Raw genomic sequence first — 21,792 nt, forward strand, 5'->3', positions numbered from 1 at the left:
AAGGGATAATATGTCAGTAAAAATAAATGAAAACTACTTATTACTTAAAAGCAGCTACATATTCGCTGAAATTAATCAAAGAGTTAATAAATTCCAGGAAGAAAACCCCGAAACTGAAATCATCAGAATGGGCATAGGTGATGTAACCCGACCACTACCTAAGGCAGTAATAAAAGCATTCCAAAAAGCAGTAGATGAAATGGGTCACAGTGAAACCTTCATGGGCTACGGCCCCGAACAAGGTTATTCATTTTTAATAAATAAAATAATTGAAAACGATTTTAAAAGTAGAGGAATAGATCTAAGTGAAGATGAAGTCTTTATAAGTGATGGGGCAAAATGTGACACGGGAAATATACAGGAAATATTCGGATTAGACAATGTAATAGCCGTCACTGATCCTGTATATCCTGTATATGTAGAAACCAATGTTATGGCTGGTCGAACTGGTCCTATGGGTGATGAAGGAAAATACGAAAAACTGGTCTATTTACCATGCACTGCTGAAAATGACTTTGTACCCGCACTACCCTCTGAAGATGTGGATATAATTTACCTTTGCTTCCCTAACAATCCCACTGGGACTACACTCACTAAAGAACAATTAACTACCTGGGTGAACTATGCTCGAGAAAACAAATCTATTATCCTATTTGATGCGGCATATGAATCTTACATAACTGAAGACGATATTCCACATAGTATCTATGAAATAGACGGTGCTAAGGAAGTAGCCATAGAATTCAGAAGTTTTTCTAAAAACGCAGGATTCACCGGTACCAGATGTGCTTATACAGTGGTGCCCAAGGAAGTTATGGCTTATGATTTAGAAGATAATGCTCAAGCAGTAAACCCTCTCTGGAACAGACGACAAACCACCAAATTTAATGGAGTATCCTACCCTATTCAAAAAGCAGCAGCTGCAGTCTACAGTGAAGAAGGGCAGAAAGAAATTAAAGAATCAATTGATTACTACATGCAAAATGCAGCAATAATCAGGGAAAGCTTAGTGGAAATAGGTTTGGAAATCTACGGTGGAGTAAACTCTCCCTACATATGGGTAAAAACACCAGAAGGTATAGATTCCTGGGCATTCTTTGACTTACTCTTAACTGAAGCTAATGTTGTAGGAACACCTGGAGTTGGTTTTGGACCCAGTGGTGAAGGATATTTCCGTATCACTGCATTCAACACATTAGAAAATACTAAAAAAGCAATGGAAAGAATTTCAAAACTTTCCTTTTAAATATTTTTTTCTAATTGAGATACATCTCGGTAAGATCTTATAATAATGAATCCCGCGCACTCTTACTGCATAGTTCTGATTATTTTTGTATGTGGATACTTTCTGATTCTAAAAAGAACGATGCAGTAGTAAACTCGCTGGCGTCTTTCCAGTTCTCTGGTGGAGTATTATTTTTAATATAAACTGTCCCATCACAGATAATTCTCGCGGTACGTGCAAAAGAAAGATGTTTAAAATGGACTTCATTAAGCTCATTATTTAAAACCGGCTTTGATTTAATGGAAAAAGTACCGCTGGGATGGCCAAAAGTTAACTCACCACCATTACCTGATTTTAAACTACTTTCATCAAGCTCCTGATTAGGGATGGTGCCTGGAATTGAAGCCGCAGCACCTAGAGTCGTAGACCCACTCCCTGGGGCTGCGGTGTGCATAATTGATTCTGCATAAAAACGCGCCACTAAATCTACATCATCTAAACTTATTTTCTTCGCATTCATATCACTGTAACTTTTAGATCTGGTTATAGATACGGCAAAAGGAAGTGCAGATTTTTTAATAGTATCCATATCGTATTGGTCCCATCCAATAAGTTTAGCAACTTTTAATCGAAACTCTGCAATTTTTTCTTCAATGCCATAAGGTTTTCTCAGGGAACCATCTGGATTAGGCAGCTCTAAACCGGTACAACCAAACTCTTCAGCATCAAAAAAGGCACATATATTTACTAGATCCATGATGGTTACATTAACAAGGCTACCATCGTTCATCTGAATAGTATCAATAAGATTACCGGTGGGCAGTAATTTACCGGTAAATCCACCAATTTGATCTCTAAAATCAACCATTATTTCAGCACCAGTGCCGGGTATGCCTCCGATTTGAGTCTCACCGTGAACCATGGCCTCACCATTTAAAACTTCCAGGGTCATGTACATCATCTTTCCAGTGTTGGTGGAAAATGCCTTAATAGTCAGCTCTCCATCAGGAACATCACCTATCATATTTTTCATAAGGGCAAAAACAGGCACTCCTGCTGATATGTTCCCGCAATTCAATTTATAACTAATTTCCGCGACCTGATCAGGGAAAATCTGTATAAAAGTATAGTCCACATCTGCATCGCTCCTGGTGGAAGGTGATACTATGGCTATCTTGGACTGTAAAATAGTGTTACCTCCTAAACCATCCATACCCATAGGATCTGGTGATCCACGCACAGCTAAAAGGAACTCCTCCAAACCTTTCCCTGGTTTAGGTACATTGCGTCCATCAAAATAAAAACCTCGACTTGTTCCACCTCGCAGGATGGTAATAGGGGCTAATATTTGCTCTAAATTCCGGTCATGTTTGAAGTAACTCATTTAACCACGTCCCTTTTTTTTCTGTAATTAATTTAAATGGTTTATTCTACTAATTTTTTATTAATTTTAAAAAAATTTATATCTATATGATGGATACACTTTAATTAGACTAAATTATTTTATTTATCCCGGGGGAATGAAACTGTTAGAAAAACTTCGAAATAACCAAAAATTAACTATAATAATTATCTGTCTGGCTTCTTTTATGGGTTTTTTTGATATATCTATTGTAAATGTCTCCCTCCCTACAATAGCACATCATTTCAGTATTGATGTTAGTATTGTTACCTGGGTGGTTTTGATTTATGTTTTAGCACTCAGCAGTTTCCTCATAGCATTTGGGAGCCTTGCCGAAAGAATAGGGTATAAAAAAGTGTATCTAACAGGTTTTTTAGTATTTATTATAGGGTCTTTTTTATGTGGAATTTCCGCCACCTTCAATGAACTGATTTTATTTAGATTTATCCAGGCCACTGGGGCGGCCATGTTCAGTGCCCTAACCGCGGCCATGGTGGCAAATTATCTTCCTTCTAAAAACAGAGGCCTTTATATGGGTTATGTTGCAACTTTTGCCTCTCTGGGGTTTGCATTTGGACCAGTTATTGGGGGCTACATTACTCAATTTTTAAGTTGGAACTGGATTTTCTTCATTAACGTTCCTATTGGTATTATTGGAATATTTTTAGGAATTAGTGTTCTACAAGAAGTGAAAAATAAAGAAATTAGCGGTAAATTTGATTATGTCGGTGTTATATTGCTATTTATTGCCCAAGCCACCCTTATTTTTGCACTTAATCGAGGCCTAGCTCTAGGCTGGACTTCTTACTTAATTATGGGAACAGTTCTAACAGCAATAATCTGCTGGATACTGTTCATCTGGAGGGAATCAAGGTATATTGATCCCATACTCAATCTAAAACTGCTGAAAAATAAACATATAAGTATTCCCACAGCCAGCAACTTCTTTTTTAACATGCCCAATGCAGGTGTCATGGTACTGTTCCCGTTCTATTTAGAATTAGTAAAAGGAATTGAAGTGAGTCAGGTAGGTCTGGTCTTAGCCATAATGCCACTAGCAGTTCTTATTGTAGGTCCCATCGCGGGAAAATTATCTGATAAATCTAGCCCTAATAAAATAACTGCTTTAGGTGCTTTGGTAGGTATAATCTCACTCTTACTTTTATCAACACTAGATGCTTCTAGTAGTATGGCTTATATTGGCTTATCTGTATTTTTAGTAGGTGCCTCTGTGGCATTATACAACCCACCTAATATGAAATTTATCATGGGTGAAAGTCCTAAAAAAATGAGGGGGGTAACCTCTGGAATTGTAACCACTGCCCGAATGACTGCAAATGCGTTTGGGGTAGCCATATTGCAATCTGTAGCAGTAATTGGAATTTATTTAGCTTATGGTGTAGTTAACAAATCTCATTTAACTCCTGACCAGATTGTGCACGGTTTCAGTTCTGCTTATCTTGCAGGGGCCGTTATTATAGTGATTGCATTAGTTTTGATACTATTTGTAAAAGAAGAAAATAATTAGAGTTAGAATACTTCGTCAATTCCAACTCAAAATTATATTGGGCCTCTATTTATTTTATTTTCAAAAATGCTCTTTATTTTCATTCATATAATTAGATACGTTCGTCATATTCCAATTCATGGAATTTAATAGTATAACTGGTTCCATGTGCACGGTCAATACTGAGTTCTCCATTGATTTGTTCGATTAGGGAACATATTAAGAGCAGCCCTAAAGTTGTAGTATTTTCACAATTTATAGATTCGGGAATTCCAATACCATCATCAGCAATCTTTAAAACAAAACAGTGATTGTCACGGTAAAAATCTATACTTACCGTACCTTCACCATTGGGGAACGCATATTTCAGTGAATTGGTAATAGTTTCAGTCAATATCAAACCACAGGGAATGGATGTATCAATATTAAGCTGAATATCTTCTGCATTAACTTCTAAATTAATCGCACTATCCTTTTGAGCATAGGTAGCTACTAGTTCTCTAGATAAGCTGGTTATGTATTCTGAAAAATTGATACGGGATAATGTTTTAGATTGATAAAGCCTTTCATGTATCATTGACATTGATTTAACTCTACTCTGGCTTTCTGTAAATATATTAGCTGCTTTAGGATCTTCAATTTGGCGGGACTGCAAACTCAAAAGGCTGGAAATAATCTGCATATTATTTTTAACTCGGTGGTGGATTTCTTTAATTAATATTTCTTTTTCATGTAAAGATTCTTTTATCTTGGTTTCTACCTTATTTTTCTCATCAGTTTCTAAAGCCAGAGAAACCAGGTTAGAAATGGCATTTGCAAAGTCCTGATCATCAAGACTCCAGGTTCTAAAATCCTCCCCTACGTGTTCATGGCATAAAACGCCATTTAATTTTCCATGAAGCCATATGGGAGAATCAAGCATTGACCTTATATTATATTGTTTAATATAATCTTTAAATTCTGCTGTAAGTGGATCTACTTCAGCATCATGGGCATTAATAGTATGCCTATTATTTATGGCATTAAAATAGTTGGGGTAATCTTTAGCTTTGAGGATGATTCCACTGTCATAGGAGTTTTCACTTAAATTATATAGCCGATAGCATTTAATGGCGCTTTTATCTTCATTGAAAAACCAGATACTCACCCGTTCTACATTTAAAATTTCACTATCCACTTTTATTAAATTCCTTAAAAACAAATCAATATCTTCTAATTTACTCTGTGATAATGTTAAAAGGGCTTTTTGCCTTTTTATATTATTTTCTATAGCTTTCTTTTTTTCCAACTCTTCTAATCTGCGCTCAGTAATATCCTCACCAGAGAATATACTTCCTACAAATTCTCCATTTTCATCTTTTAATATGCGGTTATTCCATGAAATGTATCTTAATTCGTTATTTTTGGATAAAATTTCTCCTTCGCAGTGGCTTTCAGCACTGGTATCAAATAATTCACTCAATTGGCAGGATTTTGAAAAAAGATCAGAACCTTTTTTACCAATAAGATCTGTTTCTCTGTAACCCAGTACATCAGTAACTTTTTTATTAATTAGAACAATTCTCTTTTTGTGGTTTAAAACTAAAATTAAAGTTCCAGTCATTTCCAAGTATTTCTGAGCTTTATCCCGTTCTTGTTTTAGAATTTTCTGGGTCTGTACTCTTCTAATAATCTCATTTTCTGCTTCATTATACAGCTGTCTTATTTCCCTATATGCTACAATTTGTCTGAAAATAACCAGTACAATGATGATGCTTCCTATGAATATGATATTTTCAAAATGCAGTTTTTCTTGACCATAACTCCAGGCAAATGTTAAATAAGCTATTATGATCCAGAGGAATGGTATATAAGAAAGCCATTCTGGAGAAGGTGTGGTAATTTTTAAAGCAATTTTTTGTTTGGCATTATTGGCCTGCATTATTCCGGCTAGCCCAACCAACATGAATCCAACTAACCAACCTAAGTCTAGTAAACTACCCGAAAAATAGGTTCCGGCAGTGCTTTGATAGTAGAATAGAACATCACTAATTATTTGAACAGATATTCCTGATGCTAAAAGTATCAATGGGTCATTAATAGCTCCGATTCTGGTATAAATTAAGTCAAGTAAAGCAAATATCAGTACAAAGTCTAAAAGAACATAAGATGCAGATAATATGATTTGGTTGAAATCCCCACTATTTTTCATTATCAGGGGCATAATTAAGAAGGTTAAAAGCAAAAGTCCAATAGTAATAGTCATAATTAAAATATCTAAAACTGTTTTAACTAAATTTAGGCGATTAACTTTCATCCGGGGCAGCAGCAAAATCCCCAATGCAAATAATGGGTAATAAAGCAAATAAAAAATGTCTGCAATTGAAAAAAATGGTTCTTGATTTAGATAAAGCTCAATAAAACCCCATGAAATATCTCCTAAAGTGAAAACTAATTGGCCTATACCTAAAAGTAACCATGTCCAGTAAACTCTCTTACCATACCATTTAGATAGTTTTGCAGCATATAATAAACAAACACTGGCAAATAAGTTAACTAAAGGATTTATAATGTCGCTGGCCACGGTTATGATATAATCATTATCTTTAAAGATGTATAGTATAGTGGCTGTGGCAATTAAGAATATGATAAAGAAGGTAAGCACATTTTTAAAATTAATGGTACCGTCTTTATTTTGCACAGGATTCATTGTATATTAATATGATTTTAAAAAAGATAATTCTTTGGAAAAAATGATCTATTTTTTCTATTTTAATAATGTTCCATTATTAATAGTTGACTTTAAATAATATTTATTAATAAAAACATAATGGCATTATATTATTAAATCAATCATGATAAAAAAAATTATTAAGCGATAATATTTTTAGAATTTTAAATCTAATCGAGGGATTAAATGAGTATCTACACACTATCACTAAAAAATTTTAAAAGAAGGAAACTCCGGAGTGCATTAACTATGCTAGGAGTGATAATAGGAGTAATCGCTCTTGTGGTTCTTATGGGTATTGGCACCGGGTTGACCTCTTATATAAATTCGCAGACAACCAATTTTTATGGGGATATTACCATAATGAACAACTCCAGCGGATCTTCTATAATGGGATCAGGTGACACATACCTTAGTAAAAAGGCAGTATCTAAAATTGGAAATATGACCCAGTTATATGACATCAAGAAACAAACTCAGTTTAACACTAATATAAAAAATGTACCTGTAGTGGTAATAGGGTTAACTGACTGGAACCAGATAAAGATAGTAAAAGGAACTAAGGGTGTGGTTATAAGTCAATCACTAGCTGATGATTATAACTATAAAATTGGAAGCAATATTACTATTAAAGATGACAAACTCCAAGTAACTGGAATAACCAAAGCAGATGGGGGACCAGGAACTGGTATCGTGATTTTAGATACAGAAACTGCGCTCCCTTTAAATGATAACAAAGTATCAATTATCACAGCCAACACCAAAAACGATACAGAAACTGTAACCAAAGAAATCGAAAGTGAGATACCTGGAACCAGTGCTTTAACTAAATCAGATTTATCCCAGCAAATTGGGGACATGGTTAATGGGATCATGTTATTTATCAGTGCCATAGCCAGTATTGCCCTTCTGGTTGGGGTGATAAGTATTATAAATATCATGCTGGTAAATGTAACAGAACGTACACGTGAGATTGGAGTACTAAAAGCCATTGGTTTCACTAACAGGGAAATATTGGGGAGTATTTTATTAGAAGCTGCTTTTTTAGGTTTCATAGCATCTATAATAGGAATAATTATAGCTGCTGTTTTACTACAAATCGGAATCACAGTATATGGTCCGCAATTGAATATGGATAGCATAACTTTAGTTGAAATGTTGCCTATGTGGCTGGTTGGAGGCGTAATAGGTGGTGCAACATTGCTCAGTGTTTTAGCTGGTTTGTACCCTGCTTGGAGGGCATCCAGATTAAATGTAGTGGAGGCATTAAGATATGACTAATGTTCTTGAATTTAACGATGTATGGAAAACATATATCATGGGATCTGAAGAAGTAAAAGCTTTAAGGGGCGTAAACTTAACAATTAAAAAAGGATCATTCATAGCAGTAATGGGACCATCGGGGTCTGGAAAATCAACTCTGCTGCATTTGGCAGGGATTCTTGATACGCCAACAGACGGCACGGTTTTATTGAATGGTAAAAATATTAAGGATTATTCTACTAAGGAACAGGCAAAACTAAGAAGGGAAAATATTGGTTTCATATTCCAAAGATTCAACTTAATGCCCCAGTTAAATGCTCTGGAGAATGTAATGCTTCCTATGATTAAACCGGATAAAGAGGAAGCTAAAAAGTTATTAGATAAAGTGGGTTTATCTGGTAAATATAATCGACTGCAGAGTCAACTTTCAGGTGGAGAACAACAACGGGTCTCAATTGCACGGGCACTGGCTAATAATCCTTCACTTCTACTTGCTGATGAACCTACTGGTGAGTTAGATACAGAGAATACCCGAGTGATAATGGAGCTAATTAAAGAGTTGAATGAAAAGGATGGTTTGACCATTGTGGCGGTGACCCATAACCCATTATCTGCAGAGTATGCCGGGGAAATAATAAACATGCAGGATGGGGACATAATCTAAAACTTGATTAAAATAATTTTTTTTAAACCCCATAATTTATAATGGTTTCAAAACAAACTATATATGTTAATATTTTTTTTTAAATTATAAGAGCTAAACTATGAAATCAACAAAAAAATGTTTAATCGAAAACAACGCAATTGTAGAGGCCTTAGGTCAGGGTAAACAGTCTATCCTAATTAGAAATTATAAAAACACTCTTGACGGTTTTTTACTCTATCCTAATGCAGATTATCTTCAAGATGAAAACTATATGGATAGCTTTGAAAATGAACATCAATCTTTTGTCAAGGAAAATTCCAATCCTAAAGTAGATGGACCTGACCATGAACTCAAATATTATGCTGTATTAGAAGAAGAATTTGAAAAACCAGCAGATGGTATTGATGATTTAAGTAAATATCATATATGGGCCAATCAACATGTCCAGGATTATATCAACTCGGAAAAGACTTATGTATGGCTTTTAAGAGTATATAAACTAAAAGAACCTGTTATGGTCAACAGAACCAATGGTATGGTTTATGCTGATGCAGATGAACCCGTATCGTTGGATGACTTAGATGCTGTATTATCTGATGCTGAATTTAATAAAATAAAGAATGACTTAAAATAGGTTTAAACCCCTAATTTTAATTTTTTTATACAGGTGATTAAATATGGCCTTGAAACTCTATGATCTGGTAGATAAAGTAGAAAAAATCTCAAATGCCACTATATATGTGGAAAATTACACCAATGAAGAGATTGATGGAAAAGAGTTCCACCAGGTGGAGATGAATGTGGAAGACACTGACACGGAAATGGTTATAGGTCCCTACATCCTGGAAGCAGAAACCAAACAGGCACTAGATCAGCAGGTGAAATTCACTCTAGGGGCTTATTTTAAAAAAATAGACGTGGTAAATAAATTGTATTGATGTTCATTTATTTTATTATTACATTATTGCAAGACCTACTTAAAAAATAGATTTTGAATTATTTTTTTGATCAGCTAAATCAGTTTTCAAATTATTAAAAAAATAAGATTACAATGCATTACTTTATATGCTTTGAAAATAAATAGTAGTATGCCAACAAGGCAAAACGGAAAGTGATTTATTTGTTTGGAGATAGTTATAACAACAATAGAGATAATTCCGCCCCTATTAAAGAGGGTGGAGAATACGATGTTAAAATTGAAGATACTGGTAGAGACGGAGACGGAATTGCTCGTATCGAAGGGTATGTAGTTTTTGTTTCAGGCGCTAAAGTTGGCGATGAAGTCAAAATTAGAGTTAATGCTACCCGAAGAAATTTTGCCTTTGCTGAAATAATAGAATAATTATTATTTTCTAAAAATTATATGGAATTTTATATTTCATATTTTTTATTAAATTCAAATTTACTCTTACCTATTTCACATAGATAAAATATTTTTTTCTTTTTTTTTATTTACTTAATTTTAGTGCTGTATATTTTCAAAAAACAATATTCGCGTTTATTTTATAGAATTTTATCCAGTTATTTTCATTTGATTATTGGCTTAATAAAATACAATCTTTCCCATTACTTTATATGCTTTGAAAATAAATAGTAGTATGCCAACAAGGCAAAACGGAAAGTGATTTATTTGTTTGGAGATAGTTATAACAACAATAGAGATAATTCCGCCCCTATTAAAGAGGGTGGAGAATACGATGTTAAAATTGAAGATACTGGTAGAGACGGAGACGGAATTGCTCGTATCGAAGGGTATGTAGTTTTTGTTTCAGGCGCTAAAGTTGGCGATGAAGTCAAAATTAGAGTTAATGCTACCCGAAGAAATTTTGCCTTTGCTGAAATAATAGAATAATTATTATTTTCTAAAAATTATATGGAATTTTATATTTCATATTTTTTATTAAATTCAAATTTACTCTTATCTATTTCACGTAAATACTTACTTTTTTTATTTTTTTTTATAGCTTCTGCTTCAAATTCAAGGCGAATTCTTCTGCATTTTTTAGATCCTGAGCATCAGGCTTACTTTTATTCATACCACCAAAAAGTTTAAGAAAACTATTGGTATTGAAACCTTTACATTGGAAATCATCAATAACTAAATAACCTTTTGATTCTAATTTTTCTTTGAGTTTAGAGTGATCTTTAAGGGCTTTGTTTTCACCTGTAATTCCTGCAGTTGAAAAGAGGAATACTTTTTCACCATTCATTTCTGGTAGATTATCCGCAAGTTCAAGTATAGATTCGTGGTGTTTTGCACTGTATATTCCTGAACCAAAACCAATGAGATCATAGTTTTTTAAATTTTCAATTTCAACTTCGTCTGGGGTTTTTATTTCACAATTTAAAACTTTTGCAAATACTTTAGCGATTTTTTCTGTATTCATATGATGATAGGAATACAAGATTAAAAGAGATTTTAATTCATTTTTTTCAACATTCATACATTCACATCCTATTTTTGTAGTAGGAAAAACTTTCCAAAGTTAATAAATCCTTCATCCAGAATCTGGAAACCAGATTCATTGAATAAATAATGCCATTTTTCAGTGGAAGTTAGCACTAAAGAAAAAACACTCATAACCGCGAATGTTTGCAGGTTGCGTGATGGGACAATAATTAATATTTTTCCACGGGGCTTAAGTACTCGAAATAGTTCTTTTAAAGCAGTTTGTTTGGATTTGCCTAGATTGTTAATTAAAAGACTGCTTATGGCGGCATCAAATGTGTTATCCTCAAATTCAATATTTGTTACATCGCCCTGCACTATCTGGACCCTATCTGTAATTTTGGCAATTTCAAGGTTTTTCTCAAGCAAGTTTCGGCTGCTTATACTTTCACCTTTAGGATCAAACAAGTCAAAAGCCACAATTTTCCCCTTAAACACTTTACTCAGTTCAATTGTAGCTCTACCCGAACCACAACCCGCATCAAGGATAATATTATCGTCTGTGTTGAATAAATCAACAAAAGGCAGTGTCATATTATCTGATTTTGAGAAATTCCGGGTCACATAAGTTCCTATAAAAAAGTTTGCTGAGAGTAAAATCAGTGGTAGTGATAATAGCTGCAGATAAGACGTGAAATAAAAAAATATCCCCATGCTTGCGATAAAAAATATTAATCCGATAATCCATGGAAAATTCTCAAATAAGCGAGATCCACCAAAATCCAGTTTTTCTTCATTCATTTTATTCCCCCTCAATTTTTATAACAACATTACCCTTTTTATGTCCTTTTTCCACATACCTGTGGGCATCTACAATTTGATCCAGTGTGTAAGATCTGTCAATTACGGTTCTCACATGTCCCGCTTCAATTAGCTCTTTGATGAACATCATATCTTTAACTCTTTCCTTGTCATTAGCATGAGATTGCAAAACAGAAAGAAAAACACCATCTTTAGAAAGAGCCTTCTTACTTTTTGAAGAAGAAACCTTGCCCACGGCATCAAAAATAATATCATATGTTTCACCGCTCTGGGTAAAATCTTCTGATGTGTAGTCAATTACTATATCTGCCCCCAGCTCTTTAACCCACTTTAAATTGGAGGTACTACATACTCCAGTAACTTCAGCCTTGAAGTACTTGGCCAGTTGAACTGCAAAAGATCCTACACTACCTGAAGCTCCATAAATCAAAACTTTTTGACCTTTTTTAATATTCCCTGTCCTTAAAAAACGCAATGCTGTAGGACCACCTACAGGGACTGCTGCGGCCTCTTCAAAGGTCATGTTGTTTGGTTTAAGTGCAAGCATCCCATCTTCTTTAAAACATATGTACTCGGCATAACCACCGAAACCCACAGCGAATGTTGATGCAAAAATCTGATCACCCTTGCAAAACAATGTTACATCTTTACCAACTGATACAACTTCACCCGCAAGTTCCATCCCTAAAACTGGTCTTTTTGGTTTTATAATGCCTAAATAAATCCGAGCAAAAAGCCATTGCCAGCGAGGGACATTGAAACTACGCATTCTCACATCTCCCGCGGTTACTGTTGTGGCATTTACTTTTATGAGTACTTCATTATCCTGGGGAGTGGGTTTTTCTATTTCTTTTATTTCTAGAACTTCTGGTGGGCCGTATTTTGTATAAATTGCTGCTTTCATATTCAATAATCCCCTTCATAAAAAAAAAATAAAAAAAAGAAATCTGGAAAATATTATTCTAGATTTAATTTAACTGAACCAATCTTAGGTGCCAGGTAGTTGTATAAAAGAGCAATTAAAGCGGTTTGTATGAAGTACTGTACAAAGTCGGCTATAAATTCAAAGTAGTTACCGGATAAAACACCGAATATAAGTCCTAATAATGTGTAAACAAGCGCTACTGCAAGAGCAGTTGGTATCACGGGTATATGTTTAAGTTCATGTAAGTTTCCAGTGATTTGATTGAATTCTAATTTGATCTTAGCAACTCTGGTGACCACATAATTGTATAACAATGCAAACAAAGCATTCCAGATAAATCCAAATACAAATACCAGTATAGGTAGCCCAATTATTAATACTAAAGATGCTATTAATCCTGCTGCTCCTATTTGAGCACTGCTTGGTAAAGCTGCTCCAGTACTATTAGTAATATTGGCGGTTATATTAGCAGCACCCGGCATGGTACTGATGGCACCAATCACTGAAAATATAGGTGAAATCACTGCTGCCAGTACCACTCCCATGATAAGGCCCCATATTGCTCCAATTGCTGAGAGTATCAGGGAAAATGAAATCACAGGAATTTTAACAATGTCATTATCTTCTATTTCTAATTTTATACCACCTAATCTGGGCACTAATATATTATAAAGCAGTGCTGAGAAGAAGCTTATCATTATAGTGGAGAAAAAGGCAGCTATTGGGAATAGTACAAGCATAGGTATTCCAAATCCAGTTACAATATTAAATTGCCCTAATTCACTCACAAAACCAGTAGCTTGCATAATGACGAGTGCTATTAACATAATTACAGCTGCAACAAGACCTAAAACTCCATATATTGAAGCTGACATCTTGGTAAAAGGTGTCAGTTTAACTGATTTAATTTCTTTAATATCAATCATTTTAATTAACCTCCGATTTTATCTAATTTAGAATTTAGTAAATGATTTTCATAGTTCTATCATTTATTCTATACTTAAATCTTGTTTAAACACTTAAAAGTAATTATTCCAAATTTTCCTCACATTATTGTGGGATTTGCCTCCAAATTCAATCCAAAAGATAAAAAAAAATATTAGTAATTATTCTTTTGTTACCATTAAAAGCAGTACAAAAGCAGCAAATTCTAATCCTAAGAAAATTAATAAAATAACAGAATTTACTAGAACACTAGGAACGTTGAATGCGAAATAAACTGAAAATAGAATGTTTTGAATCAGGAAAAGTAAGGTAAATAAAACTAGAACTGTTGTGAATTTAGACTTAACTTTCAAGTATCTTCCCATGTAAACATAGAACATACCTGCTAAAAGGCATATGTTGGCCAGGCTTGTAATTAAAGCAGAGTATTTGACTAGTATTAATAAATTGGGTAATATATTGGATAGTCCAAATAAATTAGTTTCCATTAGCATTATTTATCCTCATTTTCCTTAAATTCTTCCCAAATCTCTAAAAATTTATCATAAACCTTTTCCATTTCATCAGTGAGAAAATACAATGCACCATAAGCTTGTCCAGTAGATTTAACCAGATTATTCTCTATTAAAACATCCATATGGTGTCTAATAGTTTTATAATCGAGTGAAAGCTTTTTAGCTAATTTATTAGCATTATAAGGCCTATTTTTAAGTTCAAGTATAATTCTGGCACGATTTTCCCCACCCTTACTGCCGGCAATTAACCACCACAAAAATACCTTATTCATAGGAACTCCTTTTAAAACTCTGATTATAGTTTTCAAATCAACTGATTAATAAATATGTGGGTAAATCATGTTATATCAATAGTTCCCAGTAAAGAATCGATGAACTGTTGTGCTGTACGCCCAGACATTCCACCATGATGCATTTCCCATCTACCTGCTGCTAATCTCAGTTCGTCATCAGTCAATTTGATTTCAGGGTGCCGCCTTGCCAGAGTGGTGACGATATTGAAATATTCTTCCCGCAGAGGATTATAATAACCAATGGTCACACCAAAACGTGCAGCTAAAGATAATTTTTCATTTACAGTATCTGAAAGGTGCAGTTCATCATCTGAGATATCTGAGCGATCACTCCAGCTTTCCCGTATCAAATGGCGTCTGTTGGAAGTTGCATATATTAGCACGTTTTCAGGTTTTGCCTCTAATCCGCCCTCCATAACAGCCTTCAAATATTTATACTCAATTTCAAACTCCTCAAATGATAAATCATCCATATAAATAATAAATCGATAATTCCTGTTTTTTACCTCGGCAATGATTTTAGGTAACTCTTTGAATTCATGTTTATAAATCTCGATCATACGCAGACCGCGACTATAATACTGATTCAAAATAGCCTTTATACTTGCAGATTTTCCAGTACCGGCATCACCATAAAGAAGGACATTATTAGCCCTACGCCCTTCAACAAATGCCTCAGTATTTTGCATAAGTTCTCTCTTTTGGGACTCATAACCCACCAAATCATCTAAAATCACATCACTGGTTGCAGTGATGGGAGAGAGGAGGCTGGATTTATCATCAGTTGAAATACGGAAAGCCTTATTTAACCCAAGTTTTCCAACACCATACTCTTTGTAGAAATCTGTAATGATTTGATATAGTTCCTGGTTGTTTTTGGAGTTTTCAATAGATTTACTTAGTTTTTGAACCTTTTCACTCACGCTTTTGTTGAAAATCTGCTCACTTTTTACAACAGCATCATAATCAGTTATAATGGAAAAACAGTCGATATCAAGTTCTTTTTCTATGGGGGAAAAATCATAATCAAACAATTGTTTGAAGATGTGGAAGTCACTTTTGGCAAATTTATTAACCGTACCTTCATTGGCTCCAACTTTTTCTGAGACAAGAGTAAAAGGGTTTTCAGTCATGGACAAAACAAAAGCCAGATAATTATGCCATAAGTTTTTGTTAAAACCATAACGTGTTGAAATATCAAGCAGACGATTGATTTCTGTATAAATCTCTGTAATCAGATCTTCTTTTATGTAGTTGCCTGTGTTGAAATTTTGGCAGATATTAGATAATCTAAATAATATGCTATCTTTACTGATGTTCTTGTAAATCACCAATTTAGATGTTAAACGATACATTTAATTGCCTCATAATTAATTTCTTGATGGTGAAATGGAAACTTTTTATTGAAAATAAAGATTTAAACCATTTAATACTACGATTGGCTATTTTAGTTTAAATTGTTGTGGTTTATAAAGATCAATTTTAAATTATCAATCACTGTTTATTAAGAAATGAAAGCTCTACACAATAAGGTTCCAGTTCAATGGCTGCTTTTTTTAATATTTCAAGATCATAGTTTCTCTTCTGATTTAAAATATACTCCGGCACAGTCTGTGGAAGAAGAACCCGATATGCTTTAGGCTTTCCTGAAACCTTAAAACTATAACTTTTAAAGGCCACAATGGCCTGATACCAGATAGAACTATCCACTCCTTTAGTCTCCAGAAAACTCTTCAATTCCATGGTATTTCTGAGAACTTGTTTTGCGGGGTTAGTTTTAGTCTCATGATATTTGCCATTTTTATAGTAGAACCAGTTATTTCCTTTTATTAAGTATTTACCTGTGTAATTTTTAGTTTCAATTACAAATATTCCATTGGGACCAATAACCACCATGGTCAATATTCCCTTTTTTACCTAGCAGGTTAACATCATTGTAAATAAAATAGTCATGAGGTAATTCTTTAAGATGATGTGAAGCTATGTCTTCTCCTTCAAGGCCCTTGGCCCATCCTTTACCTTTTAGTTCATTGATGGAAATAAATGACTGGGAATATAGATACAAGCCCACACCAATTATTGTAAAGATTATGAAAATGAGGTTGAAAAAAATAAGGGCTAAACCGGATATGATTAAAAGAATACCAATAATCTTTAAATTTTTTCCTTTATTCTGGTTTTCATAGTAATCAAAGGCCCTCTCTTCAGTATAAGTATTTCCAGTACTAATACTTTCTCTTAAAACTTCAGGACCGTAAAATTCACTTAATTCATTGACTTTAATAAGGGGACGGCCGCACTGGCAGTGAGTGAAATCTTCTTTATCTTCTACTTCATAGTAGTGGTCACATTCATCACAGATGAGGTAGGGCATTATAATCATTCCTTTTATCTCAAGTTAGAATTTTCTATCATCACGTATCCTATAAAAAATACCATAAAAGCACCTAAAATTAAGAAAATATTTAGGGGAAATTCCAGAGAGAAAATACGCCATGATCTTGCAGTGAATATAAAAATTAAGATAAAAATTATAATAGCACTTATAAAAATCGTAGAAAAAGATTTTTTATTTGAATTGTTATCAACTTTTTTAAACTTATTGTCTCGGATACGTTTGGCTATTTTATCATCTAAAAGTTGTTTTTTATATTTCTTGGAGATAGTTGCACCATCATCACTATAATACAATCTACCCCCACAACCACATGAAATAAAATCATCAATAGATTCATCTGATGCTAATTCATAGGTGAAACCACAGCTTTTACATATAAGATATATCAAAAAACCCCCAAACAGAATATATTCTTATTAATTAGATTTGCATTTATTTTATTATTTAATATTTACTATTCCATCAATATAGAAAAACATTATTTGTATAATAAATAATTGAAATATGCTGTATTAATATAAAATTCAATTGATATAGTGAATCTGCCCTAATGGGTTGTTATTCAAGTTGAAAAGTTTATTAGTATGGAGTGAATTTCATACCGGGATAAGGTTATTGCCAAGGTCAACTGCACTTAATAGTAAACGATTGATATTTAGGGATCCAAAAAAGATATCCTTAACTTTATGGTGATGATCTTAATCCACAATCAACATGTCTAAATCATGTTGAATAATCTATTGATTGAAAATTGAGAATTTAACATTATTTAATCTCTTTCTCATGTTTTTAATTATATTACGAATAATATTGATAATTTGGGGGGAATATGATGTCTAAGGATAAACTGATTGAAATAAATTTAGATTTAAAAAATTTAGGCCCACACGTTGATTTAAACTTTAGCGACAAAACAAGTTCAATCAAAATGGGAATTTTTGCAAACAATGGGTTAGGAAAAACTTTCATTAGCCGTGCTTTTAGGTTAGCTTCTCCTTTGTGTAATGTTAAATCAACAAATCATTTATTAACAACAAATGAAAATAAGGGTAAATTCATTTTTAAAATAGATCATAAAAAACAATCTGCTAAAAAACTTGAAATAATCTTTAAAAAAGATTCTAAACCATTAATTAAAGATAATACTGGTTATTTGTTTCATGTTTTTAATAGAGAATATGTTAGTGAAAATTTAGAATCTGCTGATTTTAAACCTGATGATAATATTTCGGGTTATATTTTAGGTAAAACTAATATCGATGTGACTAAGGAAAAAAAAGAGCTTAATGATCTTCTCCAAGATCAAAAACGAATTCATAAGAAAATGAATAATGCTATTCAAAAAGCTATTTTAGAATTAGATGATCTCAAAATAAGTAAAAATACTAAAGAGTATAAAGAAGTAAATTTTGATAAGGTTATACAAAATATTGAGATTAAGGAAACACAGAGTTTTGATTCACTTAAAGAGGATCATCAAAAATTAAAAGCTATGCCTGATGGAATAAAAGATATCAATGAACTTTCATTTCACATTGACATTTCACTGATTGATGAGGTAGAATATTTGTTGAAAACGTCTTTTAGTAAATCTAATCTTAATAAACAATTTGTTGAGGATATAAAATCTAAACAAGATTTTATTGAACATGGTATAAATTTATACAAATTCAAAGATCAGCACTGTCCCTTTTGTAAACAATCTTTAAGTAATGATGCTATTAATTTAATAAATAAATATAATAAGTATATTGGAGATTCAGAAGCAAAAACCATTAAAAAAATGGATAATCAGATTAAGAAATTAGATTTACTAAAAGAAGAAATTGAAAACCATTATAATATCTTTAATGAGGTATATATCCAATTTAATAATCTTAATAATTATTTACCTTCTTCAAACTTTGAATTAAAAAATTTATCGAATAATGATTCAGTTTTAGTTAAAATTGAAGAATTAAAAAGTATGTTGATTCATAAAAAAATGGATATTGAGTTTACAAATTTTGATTTTGAGAAACAAATTGAGTTTGTCATGTCTTTTTTAAATCGATTAGAAAAAGAGTTTTCAGGGTCTAATACTGAAATTACTCTGTTAAATAAAACTAAAAACTCAATTAGTATTGAACGACGCAAATTAAACAAAAAAATTTGTAATGCGAGATATATGTTCATTCTAAAGGAACAAAAAGAAAATATTGCGAAAAATAAGGTTCTAGAATCAAAGATTTCTGAACTTCAGCTTGATATTGAAGAAAAAGAAAATAAATCTAAGATTAAAAAAAGAACTAAGGTTATTAGATCACTGAAATACTTTTTAAACTTTTTCTTTAGTGATAAATATAGTTTTGATGAGAATGAGTTTAGTATTACCTTTATGGATCAAAGTCTTTCAAATAATGCGCCACATGTATTAAGTGATGGTGAAAAAGGTATAGTGGCTTTTTGTTATTATCTTGCTTCTGTTCATACTATTATACAGAAAGAAGATGATTATAAAAAATTATTTTTCGTAATTGACGACCCAATTTCAAGCATGGACTTTAATTTTGTTTATAAAGTTACTCAGAGCATAAGTATCATAAATCAACATTTTGATCCAAAAAGTTTTGATAGATTTATAATTTTAACACATAATTTAGAATTCATGAATTTATTAATGAGTAATAGAATTATAGGTCAAAAATATATTCTTAAAAAGAATGACATTGCTATTTGGAATGATCAATTAATGCTACCCTATGAAAATCATTTGAATGATATAATTGAAATAGTCAATAGTAATCAAAAACCTTCCCATACTACTCCCAATTCTATAAGGCATGTATTAGAAACTATCTGTCATTTTGAAAACAGAAACAAAAATCTTGCTAAATTTATATTTGAAAATCCTAAACTTAAGTGTGATTCTTATATTCATTCAATAATACAAGATTTATCTCATGGTAAAGTTCGTTATCAACCCTTACCTGAAGATGATTTAATTAGTGCTTGCAATGTAGTTGTTGATTTTATTTCAGAGAGGTATCCGGGACAATTATATTCCAATTAACCATATCTTCTTCTTATTCTCACACTTAAACCAGAGTTTGGACCTGCGGGAATTCCTAGTGCAGTGTCTACACCAACATTTTTTCTTAAATCTTCGAGCAATTTATTGGGATTTACTGTAGTTCCTATTAATTCTTGAGAAGCAGATCTTGGCCTTTGAACATGTTTAGCTCTATATATTTCCAATTCATATCTTTGAGCAATAGCTTTTATACACAAAGCACGGATATAAAATCGGTTAAATTCTCCTTCTGCTAAAGTAATATGAGCATCTTTTGGAACTTTTTTTTGGCCTGTTCGACTTCTAGCACTAGGTTCCATACTAGATAAACAGTTTTCATTTAAAATACATTGAGATAATGAATTTGAATCTCCATCAACTGTTGCATCTAGTAATAAATGAGTATATTTATCTTCATAGCCCGATTTTAATCGCTTACTCATGTATAATCTATCATTTCCAATATCTAAATTTATTTCACTATCCATTATTTTTCTTACATCTTCAAAATCTAAATCTTCAAGATTCATTTTATCACTCTAGTTCATAGTATTTTTTATAACATTAATATAATTTATTATAAACTGATTGATGATTATTATATTATCATATATAAAAAAATAAATGGATTTAAAAGAATAGTAATTTTAAAATAAAAATTAAATGATTTCATTTTGAATTAATGAAAACTTTATCATTCATTTCCCTGTAATTAACCAGATCTTCCACAGTGACTACACACATATTGTGTTTTAGGGCAAAACTAACTATTTCTGGTAATCTGGCCATGGTTCCATCGGGATTGGTAAGTTCACACAGCACGCCGTATGGTTTAAGTCCTGCCAATCTAGCCATATCAACCACAGATTCAGTGTGGCCCCTGCGCTCTAAGACTCCGCCTGGTTTTGCTCTTAGTGGGAATACATGTCCTGGGTGATTTAAGTCTTTACTCTGAGCATTATCAGCAATGGCTGCTTTTATAGTGGTTAATCTATCTGCGGCAGATACTCCAGTGGTGACACCTGCTGCGGCTTCAATAGATATAGTAAAAGCAGTCTGGTAGGGACTGGAATTGTGTTCAACCATCATAGGTAGGCCAAGATCATCTACCTTTTCATCAGGCAAGCATAAACAGACAATTCCACTGCATTCTCTTATTAATAGGGCCATCTGGGATTCAGTTAGTGTTTCAGCAGCGAATATTATATCGCCTTCATTTTCACGGTCTTCATCATCGGTAACTATTACGCCATGGCCATTTTTTAGGGCATTGAGAGCATTTTCCATCCTCTCTTGTGAGTTACCAAATTGGGCCAGTAATTTTTGATTCATGGTAGTAAAACCTCCTTTTTGAGTGACTACAGAATCAGGGCAAAAATAAATATAGACTGGTCTAATGTATATCCTCAGATTAAATTAATATGTTCTGAGATCATCAAACATCTATTCTCTTCCATCCGGACTTTAACCGTCGGCTCTGGAATTTCACCAGATCAGCTTGACCTCCTTAAATTAAGGAGCGCTCGCGGGCTTCCATAATATGGTCACCGCCGGTAGGGAATTTCACCCTGCCCTGAGAATAAGTCAGTTTAATATCTATGTTTTTTGGGGTTGTAAAGTTATTGGGGGTTGATATTTTTCCCGTGTTTTTGTGTCCAGTTTTGCATTTTGCGTCGTAGGTAGTTGATTGTTCCGTGTAT

The 21,792-nt window shown here is 32.9% G+C and carries 23 protein-coding genes and 1 riboswitch; of the genes, 9 read left to right on the forward strand and 14 right to left on the reverse strand.

Going from position 1 to position 21,792, the window contains the following annotated elements:
- Positions 1-10: 10 nt before the first annotated feature.
- Positions 11-1,246: an LL-diaminopimelate aminotransferase gene (locus tag MXE27_RS05305; RefSeq protein ID WP_248611365.1), complete on the forward strand. Its 1,236-nt coding sequence runs from the start codon at positions 11-13 to the stop codon at positions 1,244-1,246.
- A 79-nt stretch (positions 1,247-1,325) separates the two neighbouring features.
- Here MXE27_RS05305 and MXE27_RS05310 read toward each other — a convergent pair whose 3' ends face one another.
- Positions 1,326-2,609 (reverse strand): PrpF domain-containing protein, encoded by a 1,284-nt coding sequence (locus MXE27_RS05310; RefSeq protein ID WP_248611366.1) that lies wholly within the window; start codon positions 2,607-2,609, stop codon positions 1,326-1,328.
- A gap of 136 nt (positions 2,610-2,745) precedes the next feature.
- Here MXE27_RS05310 and MXE27_RS05315 point away from each other — a divergent pair, with 136 nt between their 5' ends.
- Positions 2,746-4,155: an MFS transporter gene (locus MXE27_RS05315; RefSeq protein WP_248611367.1), complete on the forward strand. Its 1,410-nt coding sequence runs from the start codon at positions 2,746-2,748 to the stop codon at positions 4,153-4,155.
- A 91-nt stretch (positions 4,156-4,246) separates the two neighbouring features.
- Here MXE27_RS05315 and MXE27_RS05320 read toward each other — a convergent pair whose 3' ends face one another.
- Positions 4,247-6,823 (reverse strand): histidine kinase dimerization/phosphoacceptor domain -containing protein, encoded by a 2,577-nt coding sequence (locus MXE27_RS05320; protein WP_248611368.1) that lies wholly within the window; start codon positions 6,821-6,823, stop codon positions 4,247-4,249.
- A 207-nt stretch (positions 6,824-7,030) separates the two neighbouring features.
- On the opposite strand from MXE27_RS05320, the gene MXE27_RS05325 reads away from it, so the two are divergent.
- The 6 genes from MXE27_RS05325 (at position 7,031) to MXE27_RS05350 (ending at position 10,605) form a co-directional block, all read left to right on the forward strand.
- Entirely contained in the window at positions 7,031-8,125 is a 1,095-nt protein-coding gene (locus MXE27_RS05325; protein ID WP_248611369.1) for an ABC transporter permease, read from the forward strand.
- A complete protein-coding gene (locus MXE27_RS05330; protein ID WP_248611370.1) occupies positions 8,118-8,771 on the forward strand; it encodes an ABC transporter ATP-binding protein in 654 nt (217 codons plus the stop codon). Before MXE27_RS05325 ends, MXE27_RS05330 begins: the two co-directional genes overlap by 8 nt.
- A gap of 100 nt (positions 8,772-8,871) precedes the next feature.
- On the forward strand, positions 8,872-9,387 hold the full coding sequence (locus MXE27_RS05335; RefSeq protein WP_248611371.1) for a DUF1802 family protein: 516 nt from the start codon (positions 8,872-8,874) through the stop codon (positions 9,385-9,387).
- A 43-nt stretch (positions 9,388-9,430) separates the two neighbouring features.
- On the forward strand, positions 9,431-9,691 hold the full coding sequence (locus MXE27_RS05340; RefSeq protein ID WP_248611372.1) for a hypothetical protein: 261 nt from the start codon (positions 9,431-9,433) through the stop codon (positions 9,689-9,691).
- 182 nt (positions 9,692-9,873) lie between these two features.
- Positions 9,874-10,095, forward strand: a complete 222-nt coding sequence (locus tag MXE27_RS05345; protein WP_248611373.1) for a TRAM domain-containing RNA chaperone — start codon at positions 9,874-9,876, stop codon at positions 10,093-10,095.
- Positions 10,096-10,383: 288 nt separating this feature from the next.
- Positions 10,384-10,605 (forward strand): TRAM domain-containing RNA chaperone, encoded by a 222-nt coding sequence (locus MXE27_RS05350; RefSeq protein ID WP_248611373.1) that lies wholly within the window; start codon positions 10,384-10,386, stop codon positions 10,603-10,605.
- A 106-nt stretch (positions 10,606-10,711) separates the two neighbouring features.
- On the opposite strand, the gene MXE27_RS05355 is transcribed toward MXE27_RS05350, so the two are convergent.
- The 10 genes from MXE27_RS05355 to MXE27_RS05400 all read right to left on the reverse strand — a co-directional run bounded on the left by MXE27_RS05355 (position 10,712) and on the right by MXE27_RS05400 (position 17,429).
- Positions 10,712-11,197 (reverse strand): flavodoxin family protein, encoded by a 486-nt coding sequence (locus tag MXE27_RS05355; RefSeq protein ID WP_248611374.1) that lies wholly within the window; start codon positions 11,195-11,197, stop codon positions 10,712-10,714.
- 11 nt (positions 11,198-11,208) lie between these two features.
- Positions 11,209-11,943 carry a class I SAM-dependent methyltransferase gene (locus tag MXE27_RS05360; RefSeq protein ID WP_248611375.1) on the reverse strand — a complete coding sequence of 245 codons (735 nt, stop codon included), beginning with the start codon at positions 11,941-11,943 and terminating at the stop codon, positions 11,209-11,211.
- Between the two features lies 1 nt (position 11,944).
- Complete coding sequence (locus MXE27_RS05365; RefSeq protein WP_248611376.1) at positions 11,945-12,868, reverse strand: NAD(P)-dependent alcohol dehydrogenase; 924 nt, start codon at positions 12,866-12,868, stop codon at positions 11,945-11,947.
- Positions 12,869-12,921: 53 nt separating this feature from the next.
- Positions 12,922-13,815, reverse strand: coding sequence for a hypothetical protein (locus MXE27_RS05370; RefSeq protein ID WP_248611377.1), 894 nt, complete (start codon positions 13,813-13,815; stop codon positions 12,922-12,924).
- Between the two features lie 180 nt (positions 13,816-13,995).
- Positions 13,996-14,328, reverse strand: coding sequence for a DUF8036 family membrane protein (locus tag MXE27_RS05375; RefSeq protein WP_248611378.1), 333 nt, complete (start codon positions 14,326-14,328; stop codon positions 13,996-13,998).
- On the reverse strand, positions 14,328-14,621 hold the full coding sequence (locus MXE27_RS05380; protein WP_248611379.1) for a winged helix-turn-helix domain-containing protein: 294 nt from the start codon (positions 14,619-14,621) through the stop codon (positions 14,328-14,330). The genes MXE27_RS05375 and MXE27_RS05380 overlap by 1 nt, the downstream gene beginning before the upstream one ends.
- Before the next feature lie 65 nt (positions 14,622-14,686).
- A complete protein-coding gene (locus MXE27_RS05385; RefSeq protein ID WP_248611380.1) occupies positions 14,687-15,997 on the reverse strand; it encodes an ATP-binding protein in 1,311 nt (436 codons plus the stop codon).
- 139 nt (positions 15,998-16,136) lie between these two features.
- On the reverse strand, positions 16,137-16,538 hold the full coding sequence (locus MXE27_RS05390) for a nuclease-related domain-containing protein (RefSeq protein ID WP_248611381.1): 402 nt from the start codon (positions 16,536-16,538) through the stop codon (positions 16,137-16,139).
- The gene (locus MXE27_RS05395) at positions 16,501-17,016 is read right to left on the reverse strand and encodes a hypothetical protein (protein ID WP_248611382.1); all 516 of its coding nucleotides are present in this window, start codon (positions 17,014-17,016) and stop codon (positions 16,501-16,503) included. The genes MXE27_RS05390 and MXE27_RS05395 overlap by 38 nt, the downstream gene beginning before the upstream one ends.
- A 14-nt stretch (positions 17,017-17,030) precedes the next feature.
- Complete coding sequence (locus MXE27_RS05400; RefSeq protein WP_248611383.1) at positions 17,031-17,429, reverse strand: hypothetical protein; 399 nt, start codon at positions 17,427-17,429, stop codon at positions 17,031-17,033.
- A 443-nt stretch (positions 17,430-17,872) separates the two neighbouring features.
- On the opposite strand from MXE27_RS05400, the gene MXE27_RS05405 reads away from it, so the two are divergent.
- Positions 17,873-20,092: an AAA family ATPase gene (locus MXE27_RS05405; RefSeq protein WP_248611384.1), complete on the forward strand. Its 2,220-nt coding sequence runs from the start codon at positions 17,873-17,875 to the stop codon at positions 20,090-20,092.
- Here the strand turns inward: MXE27_RS05405 and MXE27_RS05410 are convergent.
- The gene (locus tag MXE27_RS05410) at positions 20,089-20,622 is read right to left on the reverse strand and encodes a hypothetical protein (RefSeq protein ID WP_248611385.1); all 534 of its coding nucleotides are present in this window, start codon (positions 20,620-20,622) and stop codon (positions 20,089-20,091) included. The two genes, MXE27_RS05405 and MXE27_RS05410, sit on opposite strands and share 4 nt — an antisense overlap.
- Before the next feature lie 139 nt (positions 20,623-20,761).
- Positions 20,762-21,424 (reverse strand): 3,4-dihydroxy-2-butanone-4-phosphate synthase, encoded by a 663-nt coding sequence (gene ribB, locus MXE27_RS05415; RefSeq protein ID WP_248611386.1) that lies wholly within the window; start codon positions 21,422-21,424, stop codon positions 20,762-20,764.
- 109 nt (positions 21,425-21,533) lie between these two features.
- Positions 21,534-21,677: riboswitch (FMN riboswitch) on the reverse strand.
- Positions 21,678-21,792: the final 115 nt, after the last annotated feature.

This window comes from Methanobacterium alcaliphilum (genome assembly GCF_023227715.1).
Lineage (GTDB): Archaea > Methanobacteriota > Methanobacteria > Methanobacteriales > Methanobacteriaceae > Methanobacterium_E > Methanobacterium_E alcaliphilum.

Bases quoted from the DNA above. Each gene is read 5' to 3' on its own strand.
- MXE27_RS05305 (WP_248611365.1), top strand. From the start codon at position 11: ATGTCAGTAAAAATAAATGAAAACTACTTATTACTTAAAAGCAGCTAC.
- MXE27_RS05310 (WP_248611366.1), bottom strand. From the start codon at position 2,609: ATGAGTTACTTCAAACATGACCGGAATTTAGAGCAAATATTAGCCCCT.
- MXE27_RS05315 (WP_248611367.1), top strand. From the start codon at position 2,746: ATGAAACTGTTAGAAAAACTTCGAAATAACCAAAAATTAACTATAATA.
- MXE27_RS05320 (WP_248611368.1), bottom strand. From the start codon at position 6,823: ATGAATCCTGTGCAAAATAAAGACGGTACCATTAATTTTAAAAATGTG.
- MXE27_RS05325 (WP_248611369.1), top strand. From the start codon at position 7,031: ATGAGTATCTACACACTATCACTAAAAAATTTTAAAAGAAGGAAACTC.
- MXE27_RS05330 (WP_248611370.1), top strand. From the start codon at position 8,118: ATGACTAATGTTCTTGAATTTAACGATGTATGGAAAACATATATCATG.
- MXE27_RS05335 (WP_248611371.1), top strand. From the start codon at position 8,872: ATGAAATCAACAAAAAAATGTTTAATCGAAAACAACGCAATTGTAGAG.
- MXE27_RS05340 (WP_248611372.1), top strand. From the start codon at position 9,431: ATGGCCTTGAAACTCTATGATCTGGTAGATAAAGTAGAAAAAATCTCA.
- MXE27_RS05355 (WP_248611374.1), bottom strand. From the start codon at position 11,197: ATGAATGTTGAAAAAAATGAATTAAAATCTCTTTTAATCTTGTATTCC.
- MXE27_RS05360 (WP_248611375.1), bottom strand. From the start codon at position 11,943: ATGAATGAAGAAAAACTGGATTTTGGTGGATCTCGCTTATTTGAGAAT.
- MXE27_RS05365 (WP_248611376.1), bottom strand. From the start codon at position 12,868: ATGAAAGCAGCAATTTATACAAAATACGGCCCACCAGAAGTTCTAGAA.
- MXE27_RS05370 (WP_248611377.1), bottom strand. From the start codon at position 13,815: ATGATTGATATTAAAGAAATTAAATCAGTTAAACTGACACCTTTTACC.
- MXE27_RS05375 (WP_248611378.1), bottom strand. From the start codon at position 14,328: ATGCTAATGGAAACTAATTTATTTGGACTATCCAATATATTACCCAAT.
- MXE27_RS05380 (WP_248611379.1), bottom strand. From the start codon at position 14,621: ATGAATAAGGTATTTTTGTGGTGGTTAATTGCCGGCAGTAAGGGTGGG.
- MXE27_RS05385 (WP_248611380.1), bottom strand. From the start codon at position 15,997: ATGTATCGTTTAACATCTAAATTGGTGATTTACAAGAACATCAGTAAA.
- MXE27_RS05390 (WP_248611381.1), bottom strand. From the start codon at position 16,538: ATGGTGGTTATTGGTCCCAATGGAATATTTGTAATTGAAACTAAAAAT.
- MXE27_RS05395 (WP_248611382.1), bottom strand. From the start codon at position 17,016: ATGCCCTACCTCATCTGTGATGAATGTGACCACTACTATGAAGTAGAA.
- MXE27_RS05405 (WP_248611384.1), top strand. From the start codon at position 17,873: ATGTCTAAGGATAAACTGATTGAAATAAATTTAGATTTAAAAAATTTA.
- MXE27_RS05410 (WP_248611385.1), bottom strand. From the start codon at position 20,622: ATGAATCTTGAAGATTTAGATTTTGAAGATGTAAGAAAAATAATGGAT.
- ribB (WP_248611386.1), bottom strand. From the start codon at position 21,424: ATGAATCAAAAATTACTGGCCCAATTTGGTAACTCACAAGAGAGGATG.